The 26,084-nt window shown below is 54.0% G+C and carries 20 protein-coding genes, 1 tRNA gene and 2 pseudogenes; 13 read left to right on the top strand and 10 right to left on the bottom strand.

The window, feature by feature from the left end; genetic code table 11:
- Positions 1–1,329: a hypothetical protein gene (locus tag GSR16_RS06595; protein ID WP_205677509.1), complete on the top strand. Its 1,329-nt coding sequence runs from the start codon at positions 1–3 to the stop codon at positions 1,327–1,329.
- Positions 1,330–1,340: 11 nt separating this feature from the next.
- Positions 1,341–1,946 carry a c-type cytochrome gene (locus tag GSR16_RS06590; protein ID WP_159875714.1) on the top strand — a complete coding sequence of 202 codons (606 nt, stop codon included), beginning with the start codon at positions 1,341–1,343 and terminating at the stop codon, positions 1,944–1,946.
- Between the two features lie 828 nt (positions 1,947–2,774).
- On the opposite strand, the gene GSR16_RS06585 is transcribed toward GSR16_RS06590, so the two are convergent.
- Together GSR16_RS06585 and GSR16_RS06580 are read right to left on the bottom strand one after the other, a co-directional pair.
- Positions 2,775–3,182 carry an OsmC family protein gene (locus tag GSR16_RS06585; RefSeq protein ID WP_159875712.1) on the bottom strand — a complete coding sequence of 136 codons (408 nt, stop codon included), beginning with the start codon at positions 3,180–3,182 and terminating at the stop codon, positions 2,775–2,777.
- A gap of 154 nt (positions 3,183–3,336) precedes the next feature.
- A complete protein-coding gene (locus tag GSR16_RS06580) occupies positions 3,337–4,095 on the bottom strand; it encodes an SDR family NAD(P)-dependent oxidoreductase (protein WP_159875710.1) in 759 nt (252 codons plus the stop codon).
- A 139-nt stretch (positions 4,096–4,234) separates the two neighbouring features.
- Between GSR16_RS06580 and GSR16_RS06575 the strand changes: the two genes are divergently transcribed.
- Entirely contained in the window at positions 4,235–5,158 is a 924-nt protein-coding gene (locus GSR16_RS06575; RefSeq protein WP_159875708.1) for a LysR family transcriptional regulator, read from the top strand.
- Between the two features lie 148 nt (positions 5,159–5,306).
- On the opposite strand, the gene GSR16_RS06570 is transcribed toward GSR16_RS06575, so the two are convergent.
- Complete coding sequence (locus GSR16_RS06570; protein WP_159875707.1) at positions 5,307–6,974, bottom strand: ABC-F family ATP-binding cassette domain-containing protein; 1,668 nt, start codon at positions 6,972–6,974, stop codon at positions 5,307–5,309.
- A 406-nt stretch (positions 6,975–7,380) separates the two neighbouring features.
- Positions 7,381–7,566, bottom strand: a complete 186-nt coding sequence (locus GSR16_RS06565) for a hypothetical protein (protein ID WP_159875706.1) — start codon at positions 7,564–7,566, stop codon at positions 7,381–7,383.
- A 9-nt stretch (positions 7,567–7,575) separates the two neighbouring features.
- Between GSR16_RS06565 and GSR16_RS21115 the strand changes: the two genes are divergently transcribed.
- The 6 genes and pseudogenes from GSR16_RS21115 to GSR16_RS06535 form a co-directional block, all read left to right on the top strand.
- The gene (locus GSR16_RS21115; RefSeq protein ID WP_240902616.1) at positions 7,576–8,193 is read left to right on the top strand and encodes an ArsR/SmtB family transcription factor; all 618 of its coding nucleotides are present in this window, start codon (positions 7,576–7,578) and stop codon (positions 8,191–8,193) included.
- Positions 8,194–8,198: 5 nt separating this feature from the next.
- On the top strand, positions 8,199–8,612 hold the full coding sequence (locus tag GSR16_RS06555; RefSeq protein ID WP_159875705.1) for an arsenate reductase ArsC: 414 nt from the start codon (positions 8,199–8,201) through the stop codon (positions 8,610–8,612).
- Positions 8,613–8,621: 9 nt separating this feature from the next.
- A complete protein-coding gene (arsB, locus tag GSR16_RS06550) occupies positions 8,622–9,698 on the top strand; it encodes an ACR3 family arsenite efflux transporter (protein WP_205677508.1) in 1,077 nt (358 codons plus the stop codon).
- A gap of 10 nt (positions 9,699–9,708) precedes the next feature.
- Positions 9,709–10,074: an arsenite efflux transporter metallochaperone ArsD gene (gene arsD / locus GSR16_RS06545; protein ID WP_159875704.1), complete on the top strand. Its 366-nt coding sequence runs from the start codon at positions 9,709–9,711 to the stop codon at positions 10,072–10,074.
- A gap of 14 nt (positions 10,075–10,088) precedes the next feature.
- Complete coding sequence (arsA, locus tag GSR16_RS06540) at positions 10,089–11,840, top strand: arsenical pump-driving ATPase (RefSeq protein WP_159875703.1); 1,752 nt, start codon at positions 10,089–10,091, stop codon at positions 11,838–11,840.
- Between the two features lie 214 nt (positions 11,841–12,054).
- Positions 12,055–12,213 (top strand): annotated as a pseudogene (locus GSR16_RS06535) (DNA adenine methylase); the annotation flags it as partial.
- 790 nt (positions 12,214–13,003) lie between these two features.
- Here the strand turns inward: GSR16_RS06535 and GSR16_RS06530 are convergent.
- From GSR16_RS06530 to GSR16_RS06520, 3 genes are all read right to left on the bottom strand, one after another.
- Positions 13,004–14,938, bottom strand: a complete 1,935-nt coding sequence (locus GSR16_RS06530) for a diguanylate cyclase domain-containing protein (RefSeq protein WP_159875702.1) — start codon at positions 14,936–14,938, stop codon at positions 13,004–13,006.
- A gap of 420 nt (positions 14,939–15,358) precedes the next feature.
- Entirely contained in the window at positions 15,359–15,745 is a 387-nt protein-coding gene (locus tag GSR16_RS06525) for a hypothetical protein (protein WP_159875701.1), read from the bottom strand.
- Between the two features lie 415 nt (positions 15,746–16,160).
- Positions 16,161–16,718: a hypothetical protein gene (locus GSR16_RS06520; RefSeq protein ID WP_159875700.1), complete on the bottom strand. Its 558-nt coding sequence runs from the start codon at positions 16,716–16,718 to the stop codon at positions 16,161–16,163.
- A 220-nt stretch (positions 16,719–16,938) separates the two neighbouring features.
- Here GSR16_RS06520 and GSR16_RS06515 point away from each other — a divergent pair, with 220 nt between their 5' ends.
- On the top strand, positions 16,939–17,601 hold the full coding sequence (locus GSR16_RS06515; protein WP_159875699.1) for an N-acetylmuramoyl-L-alanine amidase: 663 nt from the start codon (positions 16,939–16,941) through the stop codon (positions 17,599–17,601).
- A 768-nt stretch (positions 17,602–18,369) separates the two neighbouring features.
- On the opposite strand, the gene GSR16_RS06505 is transcribed toward GSR16_RS06515, so the two are convergent.
- Complete coding sequence (locus GSR16_RS06505) at positions 18,370–19,551, bottom strand: restriction endonuclease PLD domain-containing protein (RefSeq protein ID WP_159875697.1); 1,182 nt, start codon at positions 19,549–19,551, stop codon at positions 18,370–18,372.
- A gap of 556 nt (positions 19,552–20,107) precedes the next feature.
- Positions 20,108–20,184: transfer RNA gene (locus GSR16_RS06500), tRNA-Pro, on the bottom strand.
- Between the two features lie 278 nt (positions 20,185–20,462).
- Here GSR16_RS06500 and GSR16_RS06495 point away from each other — a divergent pair.
- The 3 genes and pseudogenes from GSR16_RS06495 to GSR16_RS06485 all read left to right on the top strand — a co-directional run bounded on the left by GSR16_RS06495 (position 20,463) and on the right by GSR16_RS06485 (position 23,908).
- A complete protein-coding gene (locus tag GSR16_RS06495) occupies positions 20,463–21,911 on the top strand; it encodes a tyrosine-type recombinase/integrase (RefSeq protein ID WP_159875696.1) in 1,449 nt (482 codons plus the stop codon).
- Positions 21,911–22,423 carry a helix-turn-helix transcriptional regulator gene (locus GSR16_RS06490; RefSeq protein WP_159875695.1) on the top strand — a complete coding sequence of 171 codons (513 nt, stop codon included), beginning with the start codon at positions 21,911–21,913 and terminating at the stop codon, positions 22,421–22,423. The genes GSR16_RS06495 and GSR16_RS06490 overlap by 1 nt, the downstream gene beginning before the upstream one ends.
- A 334-nt stretch (positions 22,424–22,757) precedes the next feature.
- Positions 22,758–23,908 (top strand): annotated as a pseudogene (locus GSR16_RS06485) (IS3 family transposase).
- A 128-nt stretch (positions 23,909–24,036) separates the two neighbouring features.
- On the opposite strand, the gene brxL reads toward GSR16_RS06485, so the two are convergent.
- Positions 24,037–26,082, bottom strand: coding sequence for a protease Lon-related BREX system protein BrxL (gene brxL / locus GSR16_RS06480; RefSeq protein WP_159875694.1), 2,046 nt, complete (start codon positions 26,080–26,082; stop codon positions 24,037–24,039).
- Positions 26,083–26,084 lie beyond the last annotated feature (2 nt).

Below are 26,084 nucleotides of genomic sequence, written 5' to 3'. Positions count from 1 at the left end.
ATGAAAAAACCCTACCACCTCGCATGTCTGTCTGTTTTATATCCCTTGTTGATGTTGCTGTTCCAACAGCATGCTTTTGCCTTGCCAAGCTATGCCCGACAAACGGGTGAAGCATGCGTGGCCTGTCATGTCAGCTTCCCGGAGCTGACTCCCTACGGTCGACTGTTCAAATTATCCGGCTACACATTGGGTACGACACAGCGCTTTCCCGTTGCGGCCATGGCAGTAGCCTCTGTCAGCAAGGTATCCAATACGCAAGGCAATGACAGCAGCTACCCGCGCAATAATGAGCTGCAGCTGGAGGGTGGCAGCCTGTTTATTGCCGGCAAGATCGGAGACCATGTCGGCATGTTTTCCCAATGGACCTACAACAACCTCAACAGCACAAGCCAAGCCGATGGCAGCACGACTTTCAGCGGCAAAACCACCGTAGACAACAATGATTGGCGGCTGAGCTGGCACCTTGCCAAGGCTGACCTTGATCTGATCTACGGCCTGACACTGAATAACAACCCGACGGTACAGGATGCATGGAATTCAACGCCGGCGTTCGGTTATCCCTACCAATCCTCGCGGCTAGCCGGCGTCTGGGGAATCGGACCACAGGCAACCCTTATTGAAGGGGGACTGGCCCAGCAAGTGGCCGGGCTGAGCGCCTATGCTTTTCTCAACAAGAACTGGTATGCCGAGATAGGCAGCTATCGCGTGGCAGATGGCCCGTTCTCCTTCCTCAGTCACGGGGTGGATCTGAGCAACCGCCTGAGCGGCAACAATCCCTACTTGCGTTTTGCCTATAACCGGGACTGGGGGCTGAATTCCCTTACTGTCGGTGTGTTCGGCATGGATGCCAAAGTCCACGCCGATAGTAGCGACACCAATTCACCGCTGGATCATTACCACGACCGTGGAATCGACATGCAATACCAGTACTTGTCTGATCCGCACATTTTCACCACCCAGCTTTCCTATATTCATGAAAGTACGGACTGGGATGCCTCACATGTCGGCAATGACCGGGCGACAAGCAATAGCAAGCTGAACAGCATTAGGGCCAAGGCCAGTTACTGGTATCAGCACACTTATGGACTGAGCCTGGGGTATTTTGGCGAACATGGCACAACTGACTGGACCGCCTGGAGCAATACCGGCAGCCCGGATACGACAGGCTATATGCTTGAGTTCGATTACATGATCAAACCCTACTGGCGAGTCGGGCTGCAATATACCGCTTTCATGAAATATCAGGGTGCCAGTCACAACTATGATGGCAATGGCCGTAATGCACGGGACAACAACACGACCTATCTTTACACCTGGATAGCCTTCTAGGAGCGATGGCCATGAAAATCACGAAAATTGCACTGCTTGGCATGCTGATCCTGACTCCACTGCATGTTTCAGCAGCTGGTGCGGCTGAAGATCTGGCACGACAGTGGTGTGCCAATTGCCATGCTGCGGATGGAAATAGCAGCTCTCCTCTGTTTCCACGCCTGGCCGGCCAGCAGGCCGGCTATATCGTGCAGCAATTGCAGGCACTCAAAAACCATAGCCGCAGTGATGAATCCGCCCATGACTATATGTGGGGAGTAGCTGCCACCTTGGATGACAACACCATTGCCAGCATTGCGGAGTATTTTGCCGGGCAAAAGCCGCTGCCCAACCCGGCCACGGTAGCGGCCTCCCTGGTCGACCAGGGAGGGATGCTGTTCAGGAATGGCAATGAAGCCAAGGGAACTCCGCCTTGCATGGCCTGCCATGGACCTAATGGGGAAGGCAGTGAGAGCGGGCCGCGGCTGGCGGGTCAGCATGCTGCCTATGTAGACAAGCAGCTACATGTATTTGCCAGTACACAGCGGCCTTCCGCCGTAGAGATGCAGGCGATTGTCAGAACACTGGATGACAAAGAAATCCGGGCACTGGCAGCCTATATCCAGGCACTGCACTAGCCTGCCACCAGCCGGCTGCCGAATATAGCCAGGGTGCTGCCACGGGATGCTGTACGGATATTATTGCGTCGCAGCCGGCAGTTGCCCACGGGCCGCTGCCAGAAAATCACGCAGCAGATGCATCTGGTACATCAGCCAGCAGGGCACCAGCGCCAACTCTTGAATGTGCGCTTACCGGGCCTCAACTGGCAGGGACGCAGCCATCGAAGAACGCGAATTCCTTTGCCTGGCTCCTGCTTCATCTCCTGACGGGGCTCACTCTTGCCCGGCGTGTAGTCGCCAGCACTGGCTATATCGGATAGGCCAAAGCACAGGCAGGCCATGATGGCAAATTGATAGGGTTTCACTTGGTAATCCGGAGCCAATGAGGCCAATGACAGGCATTATTCCTGAATATCATAAACCCCACCCCAATTCTTTGACCGTCCTTAGGCCCGCACCGCTTAAATGTAGAAAAGCCCACCATGACAGTGGGCTGTACGCGAAGGTGACGCGCTGCTTTTATTGGTGATGCTCAGGCAGTAGTGTCTATTCTTGTCCCGATAGTACCCGATGCCTGTGTAGCTTTCTGCTCGACTTCGTTGGCCTTGCTGTTGTCGTTGTCACCATCACGATCAGTGACACGCTGCGTAGCTTGGCTTGCTGCCCTGCTGACTGATTGATAACCCTGATAAGACATTGCGCTGCTTACACTCGATATCATGGCCTTGTCCTCTTGATTGAGAGTCTCTCGACATTACTTTCGCAGAACAAGATTAAACGAACCTTAAATCGAGCAATTATTCCCATCATGGGCAAGCCTGGTGGTTGGAATCCAAGCGGCCATGCTCAGACAACCAGTTCGGTGGCAATGTGTATCTCGCCGGTCAGCAGTTTGTGTATCGGGCAGCTGTTGGCTACTTTCAGCAACTGGGCTTGCTGCTCCGGGCTCAACGCCCCCTTTACCATGATCCGGCGCGTAATCATATTGCCGTTTTCTGGTTTGCCTTCCGGGTTGAGCTGTAATTCAACCTGTACCCCCTGCAATGGGAGTTGGCGGCGGGTAGCCACCATCTGCAAGGTAATCGCCGTGCAAGCACCCAGGCTGGCCAGCAGCAGCCGATCCGGCGTTGGTGCTGTATTGCCCCCACCCACCTCTTCTGGTTCATCGGCCGCCCAGCTATTGCCGAGGTCATCGGTAAATATCACACGGTAAGGCGTGTCTTGCAGCAGGGCCTTGACGGTGGCAGTAGACATTTTCTTCTCCTTATTCAGACAGCAACGCTAAGGTGTTCGGCATGGACAGTCGCCAGTACCTCAACCTTGCTGGCTGCAGCCATGCTCAAACACGCAAGCCAGGCGAATACCGGATCGGGTAGCTATCGGCAATGCGCGGTATGCAGCAGATAGATTACAACATCATCCCGCCGGAAGCCTCAATCCGCTGACCGGTTATCCAGTTGCTTTCAGCAGTAAGCAACGCAGCAATGGCGTCGCCAATGTCACTGGGCAGGCCCGCACGCCCCATCGCCGTATTGGCTGCGATCATGGCATTAACCTGTGGATTGTCGCGCGTGCTGCCACCGCCAAAGTCGGTTTCAATGGCTCCTGGAGCAAGCACGTTTACCGAAATACCACGCGGGCCGAGTTCCTTGGCAAGGTAGCGCGTGAGGGTTTCGATCGCCCCCTTCATCGTGGCGTAAGCAGCGTAGCCGGGAAAGCTGAAGCGCGCCAGGCCGCTGGATATATTCAGAATACGCCCACCATCGGCAATCAGTGGCAGTAGTGTTTGGGTGAGAAAGAAAACACCCTTGAGATGCACATTCATCAGTGCATCGAATTGTTCTTCTGTGGTTTCTGCAAAACTGCCATAGATACCCATACCAGCATTATTGACAAGGTAGTCGATCTGCCCGGCTTGCCACTTGGTCTGCAGCAGATTTTTCAATTGCGCTGTGAAGTCGGCAAAGCCACGCACATTACCTGCATCAAGTTGCAGCGCAGCTGCGCCGCGCCCTAGCTTTTCGATTTCAGCAACCAGTGCCGCAGCTTCATCCTGCCGGGTGTGGTAGGTGAAGATGACGTCAACGCCCTTGGCTGCCAGCTTGAGGGCTGCATTTTTACCGAGACCGCGACTGCCGCCGGTGATGAGTGCGATGCGTTGAAACATGGTGATCTCCTGATTAGGGTGAGATGGCTCAGGGGCATTGCCGTCCTGATGCTTCGCAGTCTATTGGCAATAAATTACAGGATAAAGCATCAATTTATGGCTAAACTGTCCAATATTTACAAACAAATTCCTGCTCACCATGAACCAGCTCGATTCCATGCAGATTTTTGTGCGTGTTGCCGAACTCTCCAGCTTTACGGCGGCGGCGGAGAGCCTGGGACTACCCAAGGCAACGGTTTCACTGGCGGTACAGCAGCTTGAGAATCTGCTCGGCACTCGCCTGCTGCACCGCACAACGCGCAGCGTGCAGATGACACAGGACGGGCGAGCCGTGTTCGAACGCAGCAAGGATCTGCTGGCTGATTTTGCTGAACTGCAGCTTCTGTTTCGCAAAGAACCTTCCGCAGTCAGCGGGCGCTTGCGGGTGGATATGCCGATTGCCATCGCACGGGATCTGGTGATTCCTAATCTGTCGGCCTTCCTGCGCCAGCATCCGGCACTGGAATTGGAACTGAGCAGCACCGATCGGCGCGTGGATCTGGTACGCGAGGGTTTCGATTGTGTGTTGCGGGTGGGAGCCTTGCTTGATTCCAGCCTGATTGCCAGGCCGCTTGGGCAGTACCACATGATCAACTGCGCCAGTCCTGCCTACATTGCCGAGTACGGTTTGCCGGCATCGCTTGCCGACCTCAGCCACCACCGCCTGGTCCACTATCTCACCAACTTCGGTGGCCGCGAACCCGGCTTTGAATACCTTGATCCCGATACACCTGGCAGCATGCGCCATGTTCCCATGGGCGGTGTGCTCACCGTGAATAACTCCGAGGCCTATACGGCGGCCTGCCTCGCCGGGCTGGGCATTGTACAATCACCCGAGCCGGGCATGCGCAGCTATCTTGCTAACGGGCAACTGGTGGAATTACTACCCGCCTATCGCCCTGCGCCCATGCCCGTTTCTTTGGTTTACGCGAATCGCCGCCATTTGCCACAACGCGTGCAGGTGTTCATGAGCTGGATAAGCAGCCTGCTGCAGCCACGCTTGCTGGATGCTGCCAAGCTGTAACAAGCGGTATACATCCTGGTTTCAATGTCCATGCTTGCCCCTCAGTAAAAAATGGGGGCCCGCATGGTAGGTCTGCTCCGGTAGCCCCCAGACTTGCCCAGATACGGCAAGACAAACCAGAGCGGCTCACCCAGAGCATGCCTCCGGCTTAACGCTTGCCCGCAGCCTCTTCACGCCGGCGCTTGGCTTCTGCCAGCAGATAAACCTGGTAATCGTCCAGATCGCCATCAAAGTCGCTGACGCCACCACGCGACACCATCCAGAACTCGTCACACACCGCACGCAGCAGGGCTCTGTCATGGCTAACCAGCATCACCGAGCCTTCAAACTCATTGAGCGCTACGCTCAGCGCCTCGCGCGTGGCCAAATCCAGATGGTTGGTCGGTTCATCCAGCAACAGCAGATTGGGACGCAGCCACACAATCATGCACAACACCAGCCGTGCTTTTTCGCCGCCGCTCATGCTGCCTACTGCCTGCTTGACCATGTCCCCACTGAAATTGAAGGTGCCAAGGAAATTGCGCAGCCCCTGCTCACGGCAGTCATTAGCCGGCGGGCGCAGCTGTGTCGGCGTTTCCCGCACCAGCCGCAGCATGTGCTGCAACGGGTCGTCTTCCGGCCGTAATACATCCAGCTCCTGCTGGGAGAAGTAGCCGATACTCAGGCCCTTGCCGCGAATAATCTCACCGCTGATGGCACGCAGCGCTTCGGCCACCGTTTTCACCAAGGTAGATTTGCCCTGGCCGTTGGCACCTAGAATGCCAATACGCTGGCCGGCCAATACCGAACGATTCACACCCTGGACAATCACGGTGGGCGGCGTATCTGCCGGAGCACCTTCTGCAGCCGGATAGCCAAACGAAGCCTGTGACATGGTCAGCATGGGGTTGGGCAAGCTGCCTGGTTCCTTGAATTCGAACTGGAAGTCGGCATCGGCCAGCACCGGCGCAATCTTCTCCATGCGCTCCAGTGCCTTGACCCGGCTTTGTGCCTGCTTGGCCTTGCTGGCCTTGGCCTTGAAGCGGTCGATGAATTTTTGCAGGTGTGCCATCTTTTCCTGCTGCTTGGCCTGGGCGGCTTGCTGCAGAATCATCTGCTCGGCGCGCATGTCCTCGAACTTGCTGTAGTTGCCGCCGTAGCGCACCAGTTTGCCGTGGTCGATATGCAAGGTGACATTGGTTACCGCATCCAGAAATTCACGGTCATGGCTGATCACCACCATGGTGCCGGCGTACTGCTTGAGCCAGGCTTCCAGCCACACCAGCGCATCCAGATCCAGGTGGTTGGTCGGTTCGTCCAGCAGCAGCAAATCAGACGGGCACATCAGCGCGCGCGCCAGTTGCAGGCGCATGCGCCAGCCGCCGGAAAAGCTGTTCACCGGCTGCTGCAGCTCGGCCACACTGAAGCCCAGCCCCAGAATCAGCGCCTGCGCCCGGGCCGGGGCATCATGTTCACCGGCATCGTTCAGCGCGGTATAGGCATGCGCCATGCGCATATAGTCTTCACCGGCCTCGGCTTCCGCCACTTCGCGCCGCGCCGCCAGCAAGGGGATATCCCCCTCCACCACGAAATCGGTGGCACTCTGCGAGGTTTCCGGCATGTCCTGTGCCACCTGCGCCATGCGCCACTGGCTGGGAATGGAGAAATCCCCGCCATCCTCGTGCAGGCTGCCATTCAGTACCGCAAACAGCGATGACTTGCCCGCGCCATTACGCCCGACAAGGCCGACTTTTTCGCCGGGGTTGATGCTGACCGTTGCGCCGTCCAGCAAGACTTTGGTGCCGCGACGCAAGGCCACGTTTTTCAGGATGATCATGAGGGAATAGCCGTGCTGCAATGTTTAGGAGGCAAAAAACAGTAACCAGCAGCTACTGTTTTTCGACGGGATCCGATAAAAAACAGAGCCCCCGGACACATAGGCCGAGGGCGCAGCACAGATTATACGCAGATAAACCCTCGTGCAGGTCACGGTGTTCTCTTGCCCGGCAGAAGACACTCCAGCAAATAGCCAAACGGTATTGATAGGGTCGCACATGGCGCTGGAGCGATGAAGGACCAGGCATCCATTCTCTGCAGGACCAGGTAAAAAAACGCCGCAGACAACACATTTGAACGACTCAAGTACCGCCATGCAGAAAAGACTGGTGTGGTGTTTGGCCAGTCCGCCATCGCCTTGATCGAAGATCGGAGTGGCTATACCCGCTGGCCATGGCCCATTGAGATCAGCGCGGAGGATTGCGGCGAGCAGACCAGTAGTCGCAAAGTGAAATCGCAACAGCGCACAACCACGCCAGCCCCCGCGCCAGTAGCGAAAGGCTGCCAAAAAACAGGATAGCCACCCCGCAAAGCAACATCAGCAAGCCACCGGCCAATACCGGTGCACCCAGTATCAATAACCATCCCGTCATGCTGTCTCCATGCATTATCTGAATGTTGCGCTGCAGCTCAGTTTAAACGGCCAAATCAAGCTCACATCTCCATCAATCAACCGGTCCCATCACTCAGGAGGCTCTCCGGACCCGAACGTCTCACGATCATGGGTTTCGCCTGGACTGGATGCGACCAACTTCGCAGAGACTCAAGCTGCCTGCAACTGCCCCGATGAAACTCGAGGCAGCACCGCCGCAACAAATCCGTCATTTGACTTGAGTCTATATTTCTATAAACTTGGAAATATGGAAACCTTAAACGCCGCCGAAATCCTCGCCGCCCTCGGGCACGAGTCCCGTCTCGCCATCTTCCGCCTGCTCGTGGAAGCCGGCCCGGAGGGTATCAACGCCTCTGCCATTGGTGAACAACTAAGCATTCCGAATGCCACGCTGTCCTTCCATCTGTCGCACCTGAGCCGTGTTGGCCTCATCAAGGGCGAGCGTGAGAGCCGCTTCATCCACTATTCCGCCGAATACGAGACGATGGATGAGCTGATTGCATTCCTGGCCCACAACTGCTGTCAGGGCAAGGCATGTCTACCAAAGACTGCAGCATGTGACACGGTTGCCAAGCGTCGCACCAAAAAAACTGAACCCCAAGAGTAATGACCATGAGCCATCCCAAAACCGTCCTCGTCCTGTGCACGGGAAACTCCTGCCGCTCCCAGATGGGCGAAGCAATTCTCAACAACGACCTGGCGGGCCTGGTGCGCGGCATTTCCGCCGGGACAAGCCCGCAAGCCAAAGTTGCTGATGGTGCTATCGAAGCCCTGAAGCTGGCAGGTCTGCCGACGGAAGGCTTGTTCCCGAAAACAGTCGAAGACGTGATGGAACAGGATATCGACCTGGTGGTCAGCGTCTGCGACAACGCCAAGGAAAGCTGCCCCATCTTCCCGCGTCCGGTAAAGCGTATCCATGTTGGCTTCCATGACCCGCACGGCGAACCGCTGGATAGCTTCCTGGCTGTCCGCGACGACATTCGTGCTCGGCTGGTGCCGGCTGTACGCGAAGCCCTGGGCTTGTAAGGAGCTGCCATGTCTGTTGTGCAATGTGAAGCCAGCGCCAAGGCCGCCGCCGGTGCACCCATGAGCGTCTTCGAGCGCTACCTGACCCTCTGGGTGTTTCTCTGCATCATTGCCGGTATCGCTGCCGGCCAGCTGGCACCCCAGGTATTTCAAGCTATCGGCCACATGGAGGTCGCACAGGTGAATCTGCCGGTCGGCCTGCTCATCTGGGTCATGATTATTCCGATGCTGGTCAAGGTTGATTTCGGTGCCTTGCATGAAGTGAAGCAGCACGTCCGTGGCATCGGCGTCACGCTATTCGTGAACTGGCTGGTGAAGCCGTTTTCGATGGCTTTTCTGGGCTGGTTGTTCGTGCGCAATCTGTTCGCGCCCATGCTTCCGGCCGACCAGTTGGACAGTTATATCGCCGGGTTGATTTTGTTGGCCGCCGCACCCTGTACCGCCATGGTCTTTGTCTGGAGCCGGCTGTCCAACGGCGACCCGCTGTTCACGCTGTCGCAGGTGGCGATGAACGACACCATCATGGTGTTTGCCTTCGCCCCCATCGTCGCTTTCCTGCTGGGCATATCTTCTATCACCGTGCCATGGGACACGCTGCTGACCTCGGTTGTCCTCTACATCGTGATTCCGGTCATCCTGGCCCAACTTCTGCGCAAGGCCTTGCTGGCCAAGGGGCAGCCTGCCTTCGATGCCGCCATGGCCAAGATTGGCCCGTGGTCCATTTCGGCGCTGCTGGCCACCCTGGTGCTGCTGTTTGCCTTCCAGGGTGAAGCCATCATCAAGCAGCCCTTGGTCATTGCATTACTCGCCGTGCCCATCCTCATCCAGGTTTTCTTCAACTCGGCACTGGCCTACTGGCTGAACAAAGTAGTCGGCGAGAAGCACAATGTCGCTTGCCCATCGGCACTCATTGGGGCATCGAACTTCTTCGAACTGGCCGTGGCGGCTGCCATCAGCCTGTTCGGCTTCGAATCCGGCGCGGCTCTGGCCACCGTGGTGGGCGTGCTCATCGAGGTGCCGGTGATGCTGCTGGTAGTGAAAGTGGTCAATGCATCCAAGGGCTGGTACGAAGCCCAAAACGTATAAGGAGTGGATCATGAAGAAACTCGAAGTATTTGACCCGGCCATGTGTTGCTCCACGGGTGTTTGCGGTGTTGACGTTGACCCGGTACTGGCCCAGTTCACCGCCGACCTGAAATGGGTGGAACAGCACAGCATCACCGTCGTGCGCCACAATCTCGGCCAGGAACCGCAGGTATTTGCCGCCAATCCGGCCGTGGTCAAGGAAATGGAAGCCGGTATGGACCGGCTGCCTATCCTCGCCGTTGATGGTCACATCGTCTCCACCGGCATGTACCCGTCGCGTGCCCAATTGGCCCAGAAGCTAGGCATCACGCTGACAAGTGCCGAGAAACCGCGCATCAAGGCAGGTGGCTGCGGCTGCAAGCCGGGAACCTGCTGAAAGAGGAGTTAATCATGTCGCTGCCCACTATCCAGACCCGCTACCTGTTCTTTACGGGCAAGGGCGGCGTCGGTAAAACATCACTCTCCTGCGCCACCGGCCTGGCGCTGACCGAGGCTGGCAAGAAGGTGCTCATCGTCAGCACCGACCCCGCCTCCAACCTGGACGAGGTACTGGGCGTAGGGCTGAACCAGTCACCGACTGCCATTCCCGGTGCGCCTGGTTTGTTTGCCTTGAACATCGACCCGGAAGCCGCCGCACATGCCTACCGGGAACGGATGGTGGCACCGTATCGCGGCATCCTGCCAGCCGCAGCCATCCAGAGCATGGAAGAGCAATTCTCAGGTGCCTGTACTGTCGAGATTGCGGCCTTCGACGAGTTCTCGAAGCTACTGGGCGAGCCGGCAGCGACGGCTGAGTTCGACCACGTTATCTTCGACACGGCCCCCACCGGCCACACGCTACGCCTGCTGACGCTGCCCTCGGCCTGGGACGAGTTCATCTCTTCCTCGACTGGAGGTGCCTCCTGCCTGGGCCCCTTGGCCGGCCTGGAAAAACAGAAGGCCTTATATGCTGCAACGGTGGCTCGCCTCTCTAGCGCCAACGAGACGACCGTCGTTCTGGTTGCGCGTGCAGATACGGCCTCCTTGCGTGAGGCCAACCGCACCCGCCTCGAGCTGACTGACCTGGGCATTTGCAACCAAACTCTAGTCATCAACGGCTTGCTCTCTGGCGACACAGCTGGTGATGTGATTGCTGCTGCAATGGTGGCTCGCGCCGCGGCAGCCATCGAAACCATGCCATCAGGACTCGCTGACTTAGCACAAACACGCATTCCCTTCCTGCCACGTGGCACGGTGGGTCTGGATGCCCTGCGCGAGATGGCACATCCCGAGACCGTCATCGCACCCACCAGTACCGTCATGCCACAAACTTCTCTGCCACCTAATCTTCGCGGTCTTGTCGAGGACATTGCAGCAACGGGGCATGGGGTCATCATGACCATGGGCAAGGGTGGTGTCGGCAAGACGACGGTGGCGGCAGCCATTGCGGTTGCACTGGCCAAGAAAGGCCACCAGGTGGTGCTATCCACCACCGACCCGGCTGCCCACACAGCGGCAGCCATTGATGGTGTCGTACCCGGACTTGTGGTGACACGCATCGACCCCGTGCAGGAAGTGAAGCAATACACCGAGGAGGTACTGACCAAGGCTGGGCAGCATCTTGATGCAAGCGGGCGCGCCATGCTCGAAGAGGACTTGCGCTCACCATGCACCGAAGAAATCGCCGTCTTCCGCGCTTTCGCCCGCACCGTCGATGAAGGCAAGGATGGTTTCGTGGTGCTGGATACCGCACCAACAGGGCATACCATTCTCTTGCTCGATGCGGCTGAGGCGTACCACCGGGAAGTCATGCGCGCCCAGGGCGACATGCCCGAGGCCGTGCTCCAATTGCTGCCGCGGCTGCGCGATCCCAGCTATACCCGGGTGCTCATCGTGACACTACCGGAAGCCACACCAGTCCATGAGGCCGAACGGCTTAGCGCCGACCTGGCCCGGGCAGGTATCCAAGCGCATGCCTGGGTCGTCAACCAGTCGCTCTTGGCGAGCGGAACAAAGCATCCCATTCTTTGCCAGCGTGGTGCTTATGAAGTGCCTTTCATTCGTCGCGTTGCTGACAATCTGTCCAAGCAATCGGCGCTGATACCGTGGCTAGCAGAAGCACCAGTTGGCGAGCGTGGGCTGGAGCACCTTGTCGGCACCTAGCTCGAAGGGTAAATGCGCGGGGTGGATTTCGACTGCTCTGCGCATTGTTTCAGCCATTTTGTCAGCGAAGCGAACGACAGCTGCCGATCATGAGATGCACTCCGACAGACTGTCCTGACCCAAGCGATGCCTGTCGCCTGCCGACATGACACCCTGCCTTCACGCAGGGTGTTTTCATTTTCGGATAGCGGTAGAGCATCGATAAGTCGTCTGGATAGGCGGTAAACGCCGCCAGGCCAAACACATTCTGCCGCGGTTCCCGGAGCATAGCTGCTACGTGGAACCGTTCTGTGGCGCAGCAGCCCTGTACTTCATGAAGAAGTCCGCCACGGTCGAGGTGCTTAACGACATCTTGGGCGAACTGGCAAACCTCTAACGGCATTACGCCATGGCAAGCGTTTGGCGTTGCCGGTATGGGGTCGCAGGAACAGCGACAAGGCGGGTAGTAACGGCAAGTCAACATCACGACGCGCGGTATCAGAAGCGTAGAGGTATCAGCGACTTCAGCCTGCAGCCTTGCCGGTATGCATAGCTACACCAACTTCCTGGCAGCCGGCGATAGTCAGGGTGCTGGAAGGTATTTGTTCCAGGCTCACTGTGCATTTTCGGATGCAGCCATGGAGAATGGCGATCATGCCTTCATTGGTCTGTCGGCCAATATTCCCACGCCGGCCAATGTTGAACCCAATACTGAACTGTCCGGACCTGGCGCAGCTATCTGGTGATAGCGCCCTGCTTTACCTGGTATACGGAGAAACTACGGTACAGAGTGCGATTCCTCTGGGTGCGAACTTCCCGCCAATGAAGTCAATCGGTGTGACGGGTGGCACGCGGGATGACCTGATCCGGTACACGCCACCAGGAGAAAATGGTTCGGTCTATGCCCGTATTGAGCAGGTCGGTATGCAGTATGCTGCCGAATAGCCACTATCTCGAGTTGGGACACAATGCAACAGTCAACAACATACTGTTCCCCAATTACCGGCTTGGTGACCGAAGGATTGAAGAAATTTTAGAAAAGGAAGCTGACCGGATACCTTTGAGTAGTAACGGACAAGGCTCACTGTTCTAAACAAGAAATGGCCCCATGGGGCCATTTATTTAACTATTACAAGATGTTATTAGTTGGCTAGATAGATAAAGTACAACGAGGTACGGCCAAGTCAAGCCAGAACAATCCTGGCTTTCCCCGCATGTTTGGCATCATACATTGCTCTGTCTGCACGGTTGAGCAAGGCTTCGATATCAATATCATCGCCTGGCCGATGCAAGGCGATACCGATACTTGCATTGACCTGAACAGTCGTCTGTTCAAAAGAGAAGGGCGTTGCAATCTTGGCTAGCATTTTCTGAGCTATTTCCTGCGTTCTATGTGACTCTGGATCTAAGTTTTCCAGAATAACAACAAACTCATCCCCGGCAAGGCGGGCAACGGTATCGGTTTCTCGCAGCAGGCTGGATAAACGTTGGCCGATCTCCCCCAAGAGCAAATCACCAGCATGGTGTCCTTGATCATCGTTCACAGCCTTGAACCCATCCAGATCAATAAAAAGGAGTGCCAGAGCTTGATTACTGCGCTGGCAGCGTACAATGGCCTTGGGTAGCGTCTCAAAAAAAGCACGGCGATTCGGAAGACCTGTCAATGTATCAATCCGAGCTTCTTGCTCACGTAATGCCTCCATCTGTTTGCGTGCAGAAATGTCATGCAAAAATGCACTGAACAATATCTCATCATCAAACTGTAACGCCTGGATACGGACCTCGACAGGGATGATGCTGCCGTCCCTTTTCATTGCTGCAAGCTCTAGCCGGTGGCCAATGACGTCTGATGTTCTCGACTGAAGATAATGCTGCAGTCCCTTGCGATGCCTCTCCTGCATGACCGGGGGAATAATCAGCTCTTCCAGAAGGCTACCAACGGCTTCATCCTTACTCCAACCGAAAGTAATTTCCGCCTGCTGGTTCCACGCACTCACAACACCAGCTTGATTGATGCACACATAAGCATCATTCGCATTTTCAAGAATGGCGCTTAACTCTGTGTCACGTTTGCGTAATGCTTGTTCTGTTTGCAATTGCTGGTTAATGACCGATGCAAGCATTTCGTTGGCCGACCGCAGCTCCTTTGTCCTATCCTTGACACGCTCTTCTAGCGTCCGTCTTAAGTCAGCAAGTGAACTCTCAGCTTCTTTTCTGGATTGGATGTCTTTGATGATTGAGACAAAGTACTCCAGTTGTCCATGTTTATTCAGCTGCTTGGTCACTGTCAAATTGATCCAGACTAGCTTGCCGCTTTTATGAATGTATCGTTTATCCAGTTGGTAACGGTCAATCTCACCCACCACTAGCTGCTCAAGCATGCTCAAGTCGGCATTCAGATCATCAGCATAGGTAATATGCTGGAACGTCATATGGACTAATTCTTCACGCGTGTAACCCACGATGTCGCATAGTGCATCATTGACTCCGATCCACCCACCGTCAGGGGCAACCATTGCGATCCCGACACCGGCACGCTCGAAAACGGTGCGAAAACGTATTTCCACCGCATCAATGACATCCTGCGAGTGATTTATTTCTGCCTCAGTCAACAAAAGTGTTTCACGCAATTGCATTTCACGACTGACCATTTCCGCAAAATCAACCAAGATCGCAATCTGATCAGGACTAAGTGTACGAGGGCTCGTGTCAATGGCGCATAGTGTCCCTAATGCTAGACCACCGCAGGACCTTATCTGTACCCCAGCGTAGAAACGGATGTCTGGGGCACTGGTTACCAAGGGATTATGGGAGAACCGGGAGTCAAGTTGTGTATCTTCTACAATCAATGGCTCGGCCTGTGCGATTGCATGTGCGCAGAAGGCGACATCTCTCGGTGTTTGCGCGGCAGTCAGACCCACCTTGGACTTGAACCATTGGCGGTCCTCGTCGACCAGGGAGACCAGTGCAATCGGCACCTTCAACAACTTGGAAACAAGTCGGGTAATTCGGTCAAAAACTTCATCTGGAGGGGTGTCTAGAATGGCCAGCGCATGCAGCAGCTGCAGACGTTCAGGCTCGTCGGGAGGGATTGGATATGAATTTAATTGTATATTCATTGACTATTGTCGCAGGTATCTCTTGTAAAGTAAGCGTAGACCGAATGCAAGAGTCTGGCTATAAATTATGTGTCTCAGCCAGGAGCGGAAACGCAAGACTACATGCCGGCCATTTCCCTGCCGTCGACACCGCGAGCCGGCCTTTCCCTGGGAGGAGGCATGTCCACCATTCGGTACAAACCAGCAATTAGACGCCATCTTGCTGACAGCCGGCTTGAGCCGAACTTAAGACGTATGCACTGTTTATCAGCAATGGTTGGTTTGACCTTAAGCGGCCAAATTTTCCTTTATGCCAGCTTACGATCCAAAGCTGCTGCCGTAACTTGTGAAAGCAGACCTTACACGACAAAGCTCAGCAACCAGCAGATAGAAAACTTGATTGTTTATTCGCGGAAACAACCTGCCATGCAATAAAACCACCTAGGCAGTTAGCTTATTTTTTTCTTCAAAATAAAGCCTTTTAGAATTTCTATAAAGATACCAAGCGATCACGGAGCCAAGAGCAAGCTGAAAAGCATATTTAAAATAAAAACCACCAACCAAGCTAATCAGAAATACAAGTGCAAGCACTGACACGCTTATCGATAGAACTATAGCGATGGGTCTAATTGATGTTGCCAGTAATTTATCCAGCTTTAACCCAACATACAAATAGCCTGCCGCCAATGAAAACTGAACAAGGCAGAATATCCCAACAATCACGTTGAAGTTAGAGCCCTTTGCCATACCAATTCCTTGCAAGGCAGTAATAGTGCCAGCAAAAACAAAATACGCCCTCAGAGACTTCACACTCTCACGCATAGCCATAATTACTCACCTTAATATTAAACAGGGCCGTTGTCACTAGCAACTTCAAATGAAAGAAGTAACTAACTTTCTTTAGCCGTGCTAGTTAACTGCAAGGCTACTTGAGTCCGAGCGCATGCAAATGACCATAACCTTTGCGTCAAAGACTGCTTTGAGCTAATGCCGCGAGAGGACTGCTCTTGGCCAAAAGCAGTAGTTCTAAAAATATCCACTAGAATCTTCGCTCCAGCTCGACCAGAGTAGCCAGCCGGTATGGTGCAGACTACGGTCCGATTTACACAGAATTCTGATAGACCCATTTTTCGCTGCACCCTCCATACCAACCATCGATCTTGATATTAATACAGGCCAGACTACTACCCTTTGCAAGTATTTATCTCGCCACACAAAATCAACACGCAAAAAATTAAACAACCTACTGCACGCCTTGGATATATTTATCCAAATTATTCAACATGTAAATAACTCGCTGAGACACTTCAATTGGATTCTTAACTTCAATTTCTTTCATCGGAGGATTTTCATCACAAAAAGTCCTATCCAAGTAGTAAAACATTCCACCCTTTGTCGTCAGGACTTTTCCTTTCGAATCATCCTCTCTAACATTGAATGCCCTTATATCATACAAATCCATATCCTTACCATGGGAAGTATAGTTAGTACTATAATAAGAAGCATGTCCGAATTGGATTGTATTATTATCACAATCCAGCGCTATCGTTTTCATCACACCAGACGGGATAGGATAAGCATGCGGCGCATAAGGGCTTGGAGTGTTACGATACAATTTCTGCATAGACAATATTTTGATTGTTTTCACACCACCAGATTCACTGATAGAATTTTTATCATAAAATTCAACTGTGCCTCCTGCGATGTTAAATAAAATCCATCGCCCTTCTATGGTATAAGTCGCCCCTGCCATTGCCAGTCTAAAAAATAATAATAAAAACAAAAAAACCAACTTTCTCATTACACACTCCTTGCGATAAATCTCAAAAATTTAGCTGCTAATTATTGAGTCTCAATCTGCTCAATCACATAGCCATAATACTCACTTGGCATTGTCATGAAAAGCCTCAACTCCCCCCTACTTTCCATACCGCCTGCTCAGAAGCACCGACCCCCTTCCCAATCTGACCACTCCCTGACTTTCCCTACGATTTGCCTCATGACCTGCATCAGGAAATATCGTGTCCCGCACCATCAAACTGATCGTCATCCACTGCGCCGCCAGCCCCAACGGCAAGGTACTCGGCTCCGCGTCTAAATCGGCTGCAGCCGTCATTGACCAGTGGCATGCCCAGCGTGGTTTTCGCCGCCAGCCAGCCGCGATTGCCGCTTACAACCCTAGCCTCAAAGCCATCGGCTACCACTTTATCCTGGACGTCGATGGCACCAAGTCCACCGGTCGCGCCCTGAATGAAGTCGGCGCGCATGTGGCTGGCCACAATGCCAACTCCATCGACGTCTGCATGATGGACACGGATCAGTACAGCACCGCGCAGTGGGGTGAGCTGTCCAGCCTGGTGAAGGCATTGCTGGCCAAGTATCCGGGTGTCCCGGTGCTTGGCCACCGTGATCTATCCCCGGACCTGAATGGTGACGGCACGGTGGAACCCAGCAGATGGACCAAGACTTGCTCCGATTTCACCGTCGCCAACTGGCTGGCTGCCGGCATGAAGCCGCAGGCCAAAAACGTCCTGCCAGCTGATGTACCGGCCACTCATTTACCTGTTGCTGCATACCCTGGCAGCCCACCATCTGCCGCCACTTCCCTGGCGGGTGCTGGATGCTTCATGCTTCGGAGTCCCCACAAAACGCCGTCGCGTATTCATTATTGCCGGTCTTCATGAACATCCCCCCATCGAGCTGCTGGCTGACGCCAGCCCAGTGGCAGCAGTTCCTGGCCCGCCGCCAGCGCAACAATACGGGCTCAAGCCTTTCCCTACACTACTTGCCGGACAGGCCCCCAGCCAGATCCCTATCCATGGTGCCGGCCTCATCGCTCAAGCCGACGGACGGGATTCGATGGTTGAGCGGGCCCGAGCGTCTGAGCATCATGGGCTTCGCCTGGGACTGGATGCGACCAACTTTACAGAGGCTCAAGCTGCCGGCAACGCCGTTGTGCCGCAAGTCGTGGAATGGATCGCCCGGAAGCTGAGGGGGACTTATGTGTAGGGCTGGAGGGTAAGTAGGAGGAAGGGGGCTGAAGCCCCCTTTTATGCATTATGAATTGGGAGTAAGGTGGCGGGTATCGGCCAGGAGCTGCCATGCACAACCTTCAACTATTCGCAGCTGTACAGCAGGTCTTTATCAAAAAGCGGCCATCAAAGCCTAGTTAACCGGTGCTGGAGGGTACCGTCACAAGCCATAAAAGCCGGAGTCATGATCTTATATTAGACGATCAGATAGCTTGGGGCACACAGGTGAGGGTGACACCTGATGTGACAGAAATCCGCTGCTGCCAGTTTGCCGATTAAAGTCAAGTTACACAAAAAAACTACGTTGCCAAAAAGCTTGGAATAGCACCTTCTAACGAAAGAAGGGAACTTCCCTGTCTCAAGATCATGGTGAAAGGCGTGGGTAGAACCACCTGCCGCAACAAACCCACGATTTTTTTGCTATGTTAGCAGCGCGCGCTGGATACCCTGGCTAGCAAAATGATTATCAATCTTTGCGCGAACAAATTGGCCAAACTCTTTAGTCACTTCAAAATAAGAGTTACCAAATTGTATAGCTCCTACGATATGTTTTGCCCCGCTAGGGGTAACATCTGCATTTGGGTTATTTTCCAAAAACTCAGCAATTAAAGAGTCATAGTAAAGCGGCTCTTTAAACCAGCTTTCCCCGTACGCAATTGATAGATTGTTGCAATACATATAAAATGGCCATCTCTTATGCGCCGGATTGCTTTTTTTCTCTATGGATGTTCTTTCGAATATACCGCTAGCACAACAGTAATAACTCAAAAAACACGCACCACCAACCGCCACTTCTAACAGGCAATCCCCTTGGGCAATACTGCCTGGGGCTTTTGAAAACGTCAAGGCTGCATGAGGATCATTAAATTTCTCTTCGTCTTCAGGGTAGATGGGGAAATCTTTTTCCCCGGATACCTTTATATAATATCTGGCATTATCTTTTAATTTTATTCTTGTATTCCCATGACTTGGGGTACAATTGTTGTTTAATATATTACTTAAACCAATCTCCTCATCATCCTCATCTTCGAATTTACGCATCTCACGTACAGTGCTGACTGCCGACAACATCAACCCCAGCTGATACTCCGATATATTAATATAGTCCAGATTGTTTCGAGCTGATTGCTCTAATTCAGCTAGAACTTTGACATCTTTCACAATAATACCGGTCTCATTATTATGGTTAAGGCCACTACATGTAAGATTTGCAGATGTAACCAAACCAATAATTGGTGAACCACCTTTGTAGAATATGTATATTTTGGAGTGTAACTTTTGATCAATATTAATAACTGGCCATTCGCCGGTATTTTTTTTTAAATCTGTAGCGAAGCTGTTTAATGAGTATGGCTTTTTAAACTGATCATGCCCACGTGGCGAACAAGTTGTAATAAGTTCTATAGTGTGGTTTTTTTGGATTACACCATCAAATAACGAGCCAAAATCATCATACAGAAATGGTGAAACAAAAAGTGCTTGCGAAAACTTTCTCAGAAGACTTCTAATTAGTGAAAAATGGTTATGGCCTTGTATGTAAATTAACTCTCCATCAAGATCAATTTTGAATGAGAAATCATCATTATTAGTTATGATTATCATTTAACCACCCGGTATTCTAATAGTGCCTATGCAGACACATAGGTCCGTAAATTAATCGATATGGCTGATAGCTATTATTGTATCCAAATACCATATTTTTCAAGTCGTTCGTCATGGAATTGACCGTGTATCAATACCTAACCTACCAAACGCCATGGTGGAGCTCTCGTCGGCCATAACATGCCGCGAGTTATGACCAAGAAACGACAGCTCTGGGTCGAAAGCAGTCACCGACCAAGATGACACCCTGCCTTCACGCAGGGTGTTTTCATTTACAGGTAGTGGTAGAGCACAGAGAAGTAAGACTGGACCACCCTCCTCCATCACAGGAAAAGGTAGCAGTAAGGAAGCGTTAGATTTTTGCGTACCGGTGACAAAAGAAGCGCAAATAGTGACAAAAACCCTGCAAATTGGCGGTGACAATAAAAGTGCAAACGAGTGCCAAAACTGCCGCAAAGTTACAGCTAGTCGCACAAATCTCGCACAAGGATATTTTAGGCAACAAAAAAGCCTCCGAGTGTGGAGGCTTAAATGCTTGATCTGCTTAGTGTTCTTGTGGTCGGGGTGAGAAGATTCGAACTTCCGACCCCCTGCACCCCATGCAGGTGCGCTACCAGGCTGCACTACACCCCGACAGAAAAAAACTACAACACAGTAAGCTATTTTTTCGTAGACATTAAAAATGTAACCGTGTAGCACACTGTACCGGGACAGTAATAGACTGTTGATTTAAATGTATTTTTAGTGTCCAATCAGCGTCCAACTGCCCCACCAGCGTCCCTACAGTTTATTTAAAATTCCCAGGCTGCACTATACGGCGCATTCTTGTTTCACCATACAATCTCGCGCCAGCGACACCCCCCGTGACACCCCCTGTAGAATTTGAGCGTGCGGGGGCGTAAACTGCAGGCATGGGAAAACTAAACGCAAAGACAGCAGCATCCTGCAAGATTGCACCAGGCAAGTCTGAGCAATACCTGCAAGCTGGCGACAATCTTGTGATGCGGCTTCGGCGGACAAGCACCGGTGAAACTGCTAAAGCTTGGCAGTTCAAGTACCGAGCAGGCGAGCGCCGGGTGACTATCCACATAGGTACATACCCGGAAATCACATTTGCCGGCGCTCGTGACATTGCTGCAGGCTATAGAGCGCAGCTAGCGCGCGGAGACGACCCGAAGGCTGCGCTGGAGCGAGAACAGTCAGAAGCCAAGGCCCAGCAACTAGCCATCGCCCAGGGTGAAATCCCCGAGACGTTCAGGCAGCTATTCGACCGCTGGAAACAAGACTATCTCGCGCACAACCACGATGACGGCGGAGCGCACATTCAAGGCATGTTTGACCGTCATGTCCTTGAACACCTGGGCGAGCTGCGGTTAGAGCACATCAAGCAAATTCACCTAGCGACTCTGCTCGATAAGATGCGCGAGAAAGGCCTGACTCGGTCGTGCGGCATTGTCCTCGACGCAACCCGACAGATGCTCAAGTTTGCGATGCCGTTCGACTGGATTCAGCGCGACTTTACTATGGGGCTGCGCAAAAGCGTCTGGAACGGCGATGGCGAGGCGCGCGCACGGGTGCTTACTGATGCTGAAATCAAGGCGCTATACAAGCAACTGCGCAGCAGCGATTTGAACCCCCGCTGGAAGCACGCAATCTGGTTCATCCTGGCGTGCGGTACCCGCGCCGAGGAGACGCTTCTCGCGCGCCGAGGCGACCTGGATATAGATGCTCGGGAGTGGTTCATACCGGTAGACAACCAGAAGAAGCTCAACACCTCTGTACAGCTCGTGCATGCCGTCCATCTGTCTGAATTCGCAGCAACTCACTTGAAAGCTCTTCTGGACATGCCCGGTACTGATGTATTCGTCTTCCCAGCACGCCTACGCAGCGACGCACCAGACGCCCGGCCGGCGGACTCAAAGACGCTTACGAAAGCCGTGCGCGACCGCCAGCGCGGCGTACAGCTAGCTGGCAAGACGGCGAACACTACGGAGCTTCAATTAGCAGGTGGGGATTGGGATGTGCATGACCTGCGGCGCACTATGTCTACGGTTATGCAGGAGCTTGGAGTGGAGTCTGATGTTATCGACAAGTGTCAGAACCACGTGCAGCCCAACCCTATCCGCCGAACATACCAGCGAAGCCCCTTGACGGCACCCATGGCGGAAGCCTGGGATGCGCTAGGCGCGCACCTTACCAAGCTCTGCATGGATGCCGAGCAGGAGTGGCGCAAGGAGCATCGTGAGGAGTACCTGAGGGAGCTTCGCGAGGCGGCAGTGAAGGCGACCGGCAAGGCGACTCACAAGTCTCCAGCCAAGCGACAGCAAGTTACCAATTTTGATGATGCGGGAGATATCTGATGGCAGTCGAACAGTACACAGCGAGTAACCGATACAGCGACCTTGTGAGCGTCGCCACCGCCGCTGTGGAGTGGCAAGGCCTGACACGTGAGCAACAAGACCTGGTAGTCGTAGAAGATGGCCTGCCGTACCTCGGGGGTGCGCCGGAACTGCGCGAGAGAGCAGAAGCACTGCTTGATGCAGCTCAGCGCCGAAAAATCCAAGGGCGTACGCACACTGAAGACGGAGACGACTTGCCCGCGCGGCAGGTGATGATGTATCGCACCAGCGTTGCGGCCTACATTGAAAGCGTCGCACCGATAACGGCCCTGGCCGCCCTGGCAGCGGAGCCAGCCGCCGGGCCGGCAGACACATTGCTGCGCATCAACGCAGTGCTAGCGGCCCTTGGCGTCGGCCGCTCTACGCTATACCGCCGTATCGCCGATGGGCTCATCGAGAAGCCGGCGGTAGACAATCCACCGCGTTGGCACAAAAGCTACATCGATGGCCTAGTGAAAGGAGACGAGCAATGAGACCAGAAGGTATCTTTGGCGTGGAATTCGACATGTACGAGGCTCCGACACAGCTCTCGTAATTGTCGCAAGTTGAGATGCCTCGTAGCAAAGCTTGACATCTCAACTTGCACACTCAGAACGCAAAAAACCAGCTTCTCAGCGTGGTGGTTTTGACGGTCTATTGTTGTCAAAACCAGCCCGTCTTTGCAAGTTGCCTATCTCTCCAGACCACCTCCGGGTGGTCTTTTTTACTCCCAAATTGGCTCAAATGATATTTGCGTCGTAGTAGTGAATCGCCCCTCCTTTCCTAGACACCTCGTGAGCCTCACACTAGGCCCCACAAGGAGGTGTCATGAGCAAGCCGCGTTTCCCCGAAGAGTTCAAGATTGAAGCGGTCAAACAGGTAACCGAGCGTGGTTACCCAGTGGCCGAAGTCGCCAGCCGTCTCGGCGTCTCTGCACACAGCCTGTATCAATGGCTGAAACGCTATGACCCCAAGCGCGCCACACCGGTCGAATCTGCAGACCAATAAGCCGAAATTCGACGCCTCAAGGCAGAGCTCAAACGGGTCACCGAGGAGCGCGACATCCTAAAAAAGGCCGCCGCATACTTTGCCAAGGAGTCCGGGTAAGGTATGCCTTCATCCGGGCCCACGCGCAGCAATTTCCAGTTCGACGACTGTGTTGGGTCATGGCAGTGCACCCCAGTGGCTACTACGCCTGGAAAGCATCCCCGCATTCACCGCGAGCGCGTGAAGACCAGCGCTTGCTGGGGCACATCAAGCAGGCTTGGCTCGAAAGTGGCGGTGTCTATGGTTATCGCAAGGTGCATGACGACCTGCAGGCTCAGGGAGAGCGCTGTGGCAAACATCGTGTGGCACGACTGATGAAGCAGGAGGGCTTAGGTTCAGAGACGGGTTACCACCGGCGTCCTGGGCATTACAGTGGCCGCCCAGCAGTGGTGGCGCCGAATCACTTGCAACGCCAGTTCACCGTGAATGAGCCGAATAAAGCCTGGGTGACCGACATCACTTATATCCGCACGCATGAGGGGTGGTTGTACCTGGCGGTGGTGCTGGACCTGCTCTCACGGCAGGTGATTGGCTGGTCGATGCAGTCACGTATCGATAGAGAGCTGGTGCTGAATGCCCTGTTGATGGCGGTATGGCGACGTCAGCCCAAGCAGGAGGTACTGGTGCATTCCGACCAAGGAAGTCAGTTCAGTAGCTACGATTGGCAGGACTCCTTGAAAGCTCATCGCTTGGTGCCCAGCATGAGTCGGCGCGGGAACTGCCACGACAATGCGGTGGCGGAGAGTTTCTTCCAGTTGCTGAAGCGGGAGCGCATCAAGCGCCAAACCTATCACGACAGGGAGGAGGCCCGGCGGGATATCTTCGATTACATCGAGATGTTCTACAACCCGAAACGCCGGCATGGTTCCGCAAACGGGCTATCGCCGGTAGAGTTTGAGAGGCAATATTTCCAACGGCTCAAGAGTGTCTAGAGAAGCCGGGGCGATTCAAACCAATGATATTGATGCATCACTTGCCCCCAACCAAGACAGATTGCTAGCTCAGCAGACCTCCGATATCGAATATTTCATGCCATAAGAATTTTTATGAAGAGCAACCATTAATCGACAAGTGCCTTCAGCAGTGCGTCACGGGCATCTTGATAAAATTCAATGTCAACCCTGGTTGCCATCTCATCAGACAACTCAAATAACTGCCGTCGGCACGCCACAGGCATGAGCAATGACTTAGCCCCCTTTTCTACTGCAATTTCTGCAAGATTTACCGCATTGTGAACAGGCTCTATAGTGCCCCCAAGCGTAACTTCACCGACAATGACCAGACCTCCACGTACAGATTTCTTGAGTAGAGCACTAGAAAGAGCAATAAGTGCTGCAATCCCGGTCTTTGCACCTGACTTGGCTGCATCAAAACCCCGTAGCTGTACTGAAAATTCGTGAGAGCGCGGGTCCCGGTCCCCCACCAGCTGCTGGGAACGGGCGTAGAGATTTTGCTCAGCACAACGAATAGACTCTTTGAACGGCGCAGGCACAGGGTTGTTCAGCACACGAACCCCACTACCAGGCCCCTCAGTCGCCTCCAGCCGGAACAAGCCTGGGTGCTCATCCTGGCTACCAGGACTCAGCGTCCAAATTTGTCCACACTCTAGCGGCTCATCGCCTATGCCACCCTGGCTCTGGAGCTCTGGCGTGCTGACGAACTTCTCAACCCCTTCAGCTCCAATTGTGTAGCTGAAATGAGTGTTGCGGAACTCTGCCGCACCGATGCGCTTTTGCTGCTCCTTGACCCGCCGCCGCACTTCCAACGCCAAACGCACAGCCCACTCCAAGTCCTCGTCGCTGACAGTAGTCTCTGCATTCGGGTATAGAAGCTTCAGAAGGCCACTGACTGTCTTATTGACGCCATTGAGGTCCCGCCCCGAGAGTGCGCCTCCCCAGTAGACACGGTTCTGAAGCGTCGACACTCTGCTTTGATTGCGCAACTGAGTAAAGCACTCAGACAGGAAATCACTCACCAAACCGAAGTGCTCGGTGAATAGACTTGGGTTAAGCTTGGGTACGTCCCAACCAGGTAGGAAGCAGTGAATGCGGTCCATGAAGGCAGTATCGTCGCGCATTTCTGGTGGCAGCGGACCGAACAAATGGCCAACACGCTGCTGGTGCTCGACATCTACGTCGAAGTTGCCTACCAGGACGATAGAGCCGTCGGCACGAATGCTTTCCTTGCCACGGGAGAACTCACCGCTCTCCATGTAGCCCTTCATGATGTTGACGCCATCCTTTTGGTCAAAGGAGACACCGGACACTTCATCGAAGCAGACTACGTCGTACTGGCATACTAGGCCACGCTGACCACTGGCATTATTGACGAACATCCGGGCCACTGTGGCCTTACCGCCAGAAATCAGGTGTGCATATGGAGAGACCTGCTGGAACAGATGTGACTTACCAGTGCCACGCGGACCTAGCTCCACTAGGTTGTAGTTGCGCTCGACGAAGGGCAGCATACGCAGCAAGAGCGCATCCTTGGCGCGCTCTTGCAGTGTCTCTGGCTCGAAGCCGACGCTGCGTAGCAGCAGGTCGCGCCATTCGGCTGTCGAGAAATGCTCCCTCCCCATGGCCAGCACATCCAGCACCTCGCGCTTCGAGAGCTGAATAGCACGCAGGGAGTCTACACCGAACGGGCGACCTCCCTTTTCTTGTGCAATCGAGGCGTCGTAGCCCAGCGTGACCTCGGCATAGAAGCCGCCCGTCAACATACGCTCGTTGTCTTTCACCATCTCGGGCGTCAGCCGGACATCGTTCAGACGCAAACTAGGCAAGGTTGCAACATAGGAGTCGGTCTTCGAGTCCAAGCGCGCAGTGATGATGTCGATAATTTTCACAGAGCCTGATTCGCGGGCTCGTGCTTTGAACAGTTCTTCTTCGCCAGCCTTAACCGTACGCGAGCCCAACTGTCGCTGTACGATATCAAGCCCCTCCTGGATTTCGGCTTCGTCAGTCGTCGCACAATAGCGGCCAAGCAAGAACTCCACAACATAGGTGGGAACGGGAAACTGGCGGCTAAAAGTCCGCACTAGGTCTTTGCGCACCACGTAGCCTTCAAAAGCGGCAGTGGCCTTGCGGTCCAATTCATCAAGTTGCATTT

It is taken from the genome of Aquitalea denitrificans, assembly GCF_009856625.1.
Classification (GTDB): Bacteria; Pseudomonadota; Gammaproteobacteria; order Burkholderiales; family Chromobacteriaceae; genus Aquitalea; species Aquitalea denitrificans.
Note: the sequence above shows the minus strand (reverse complement) of the source record. Positions and strands in the feature narration are given on the sequence as shown.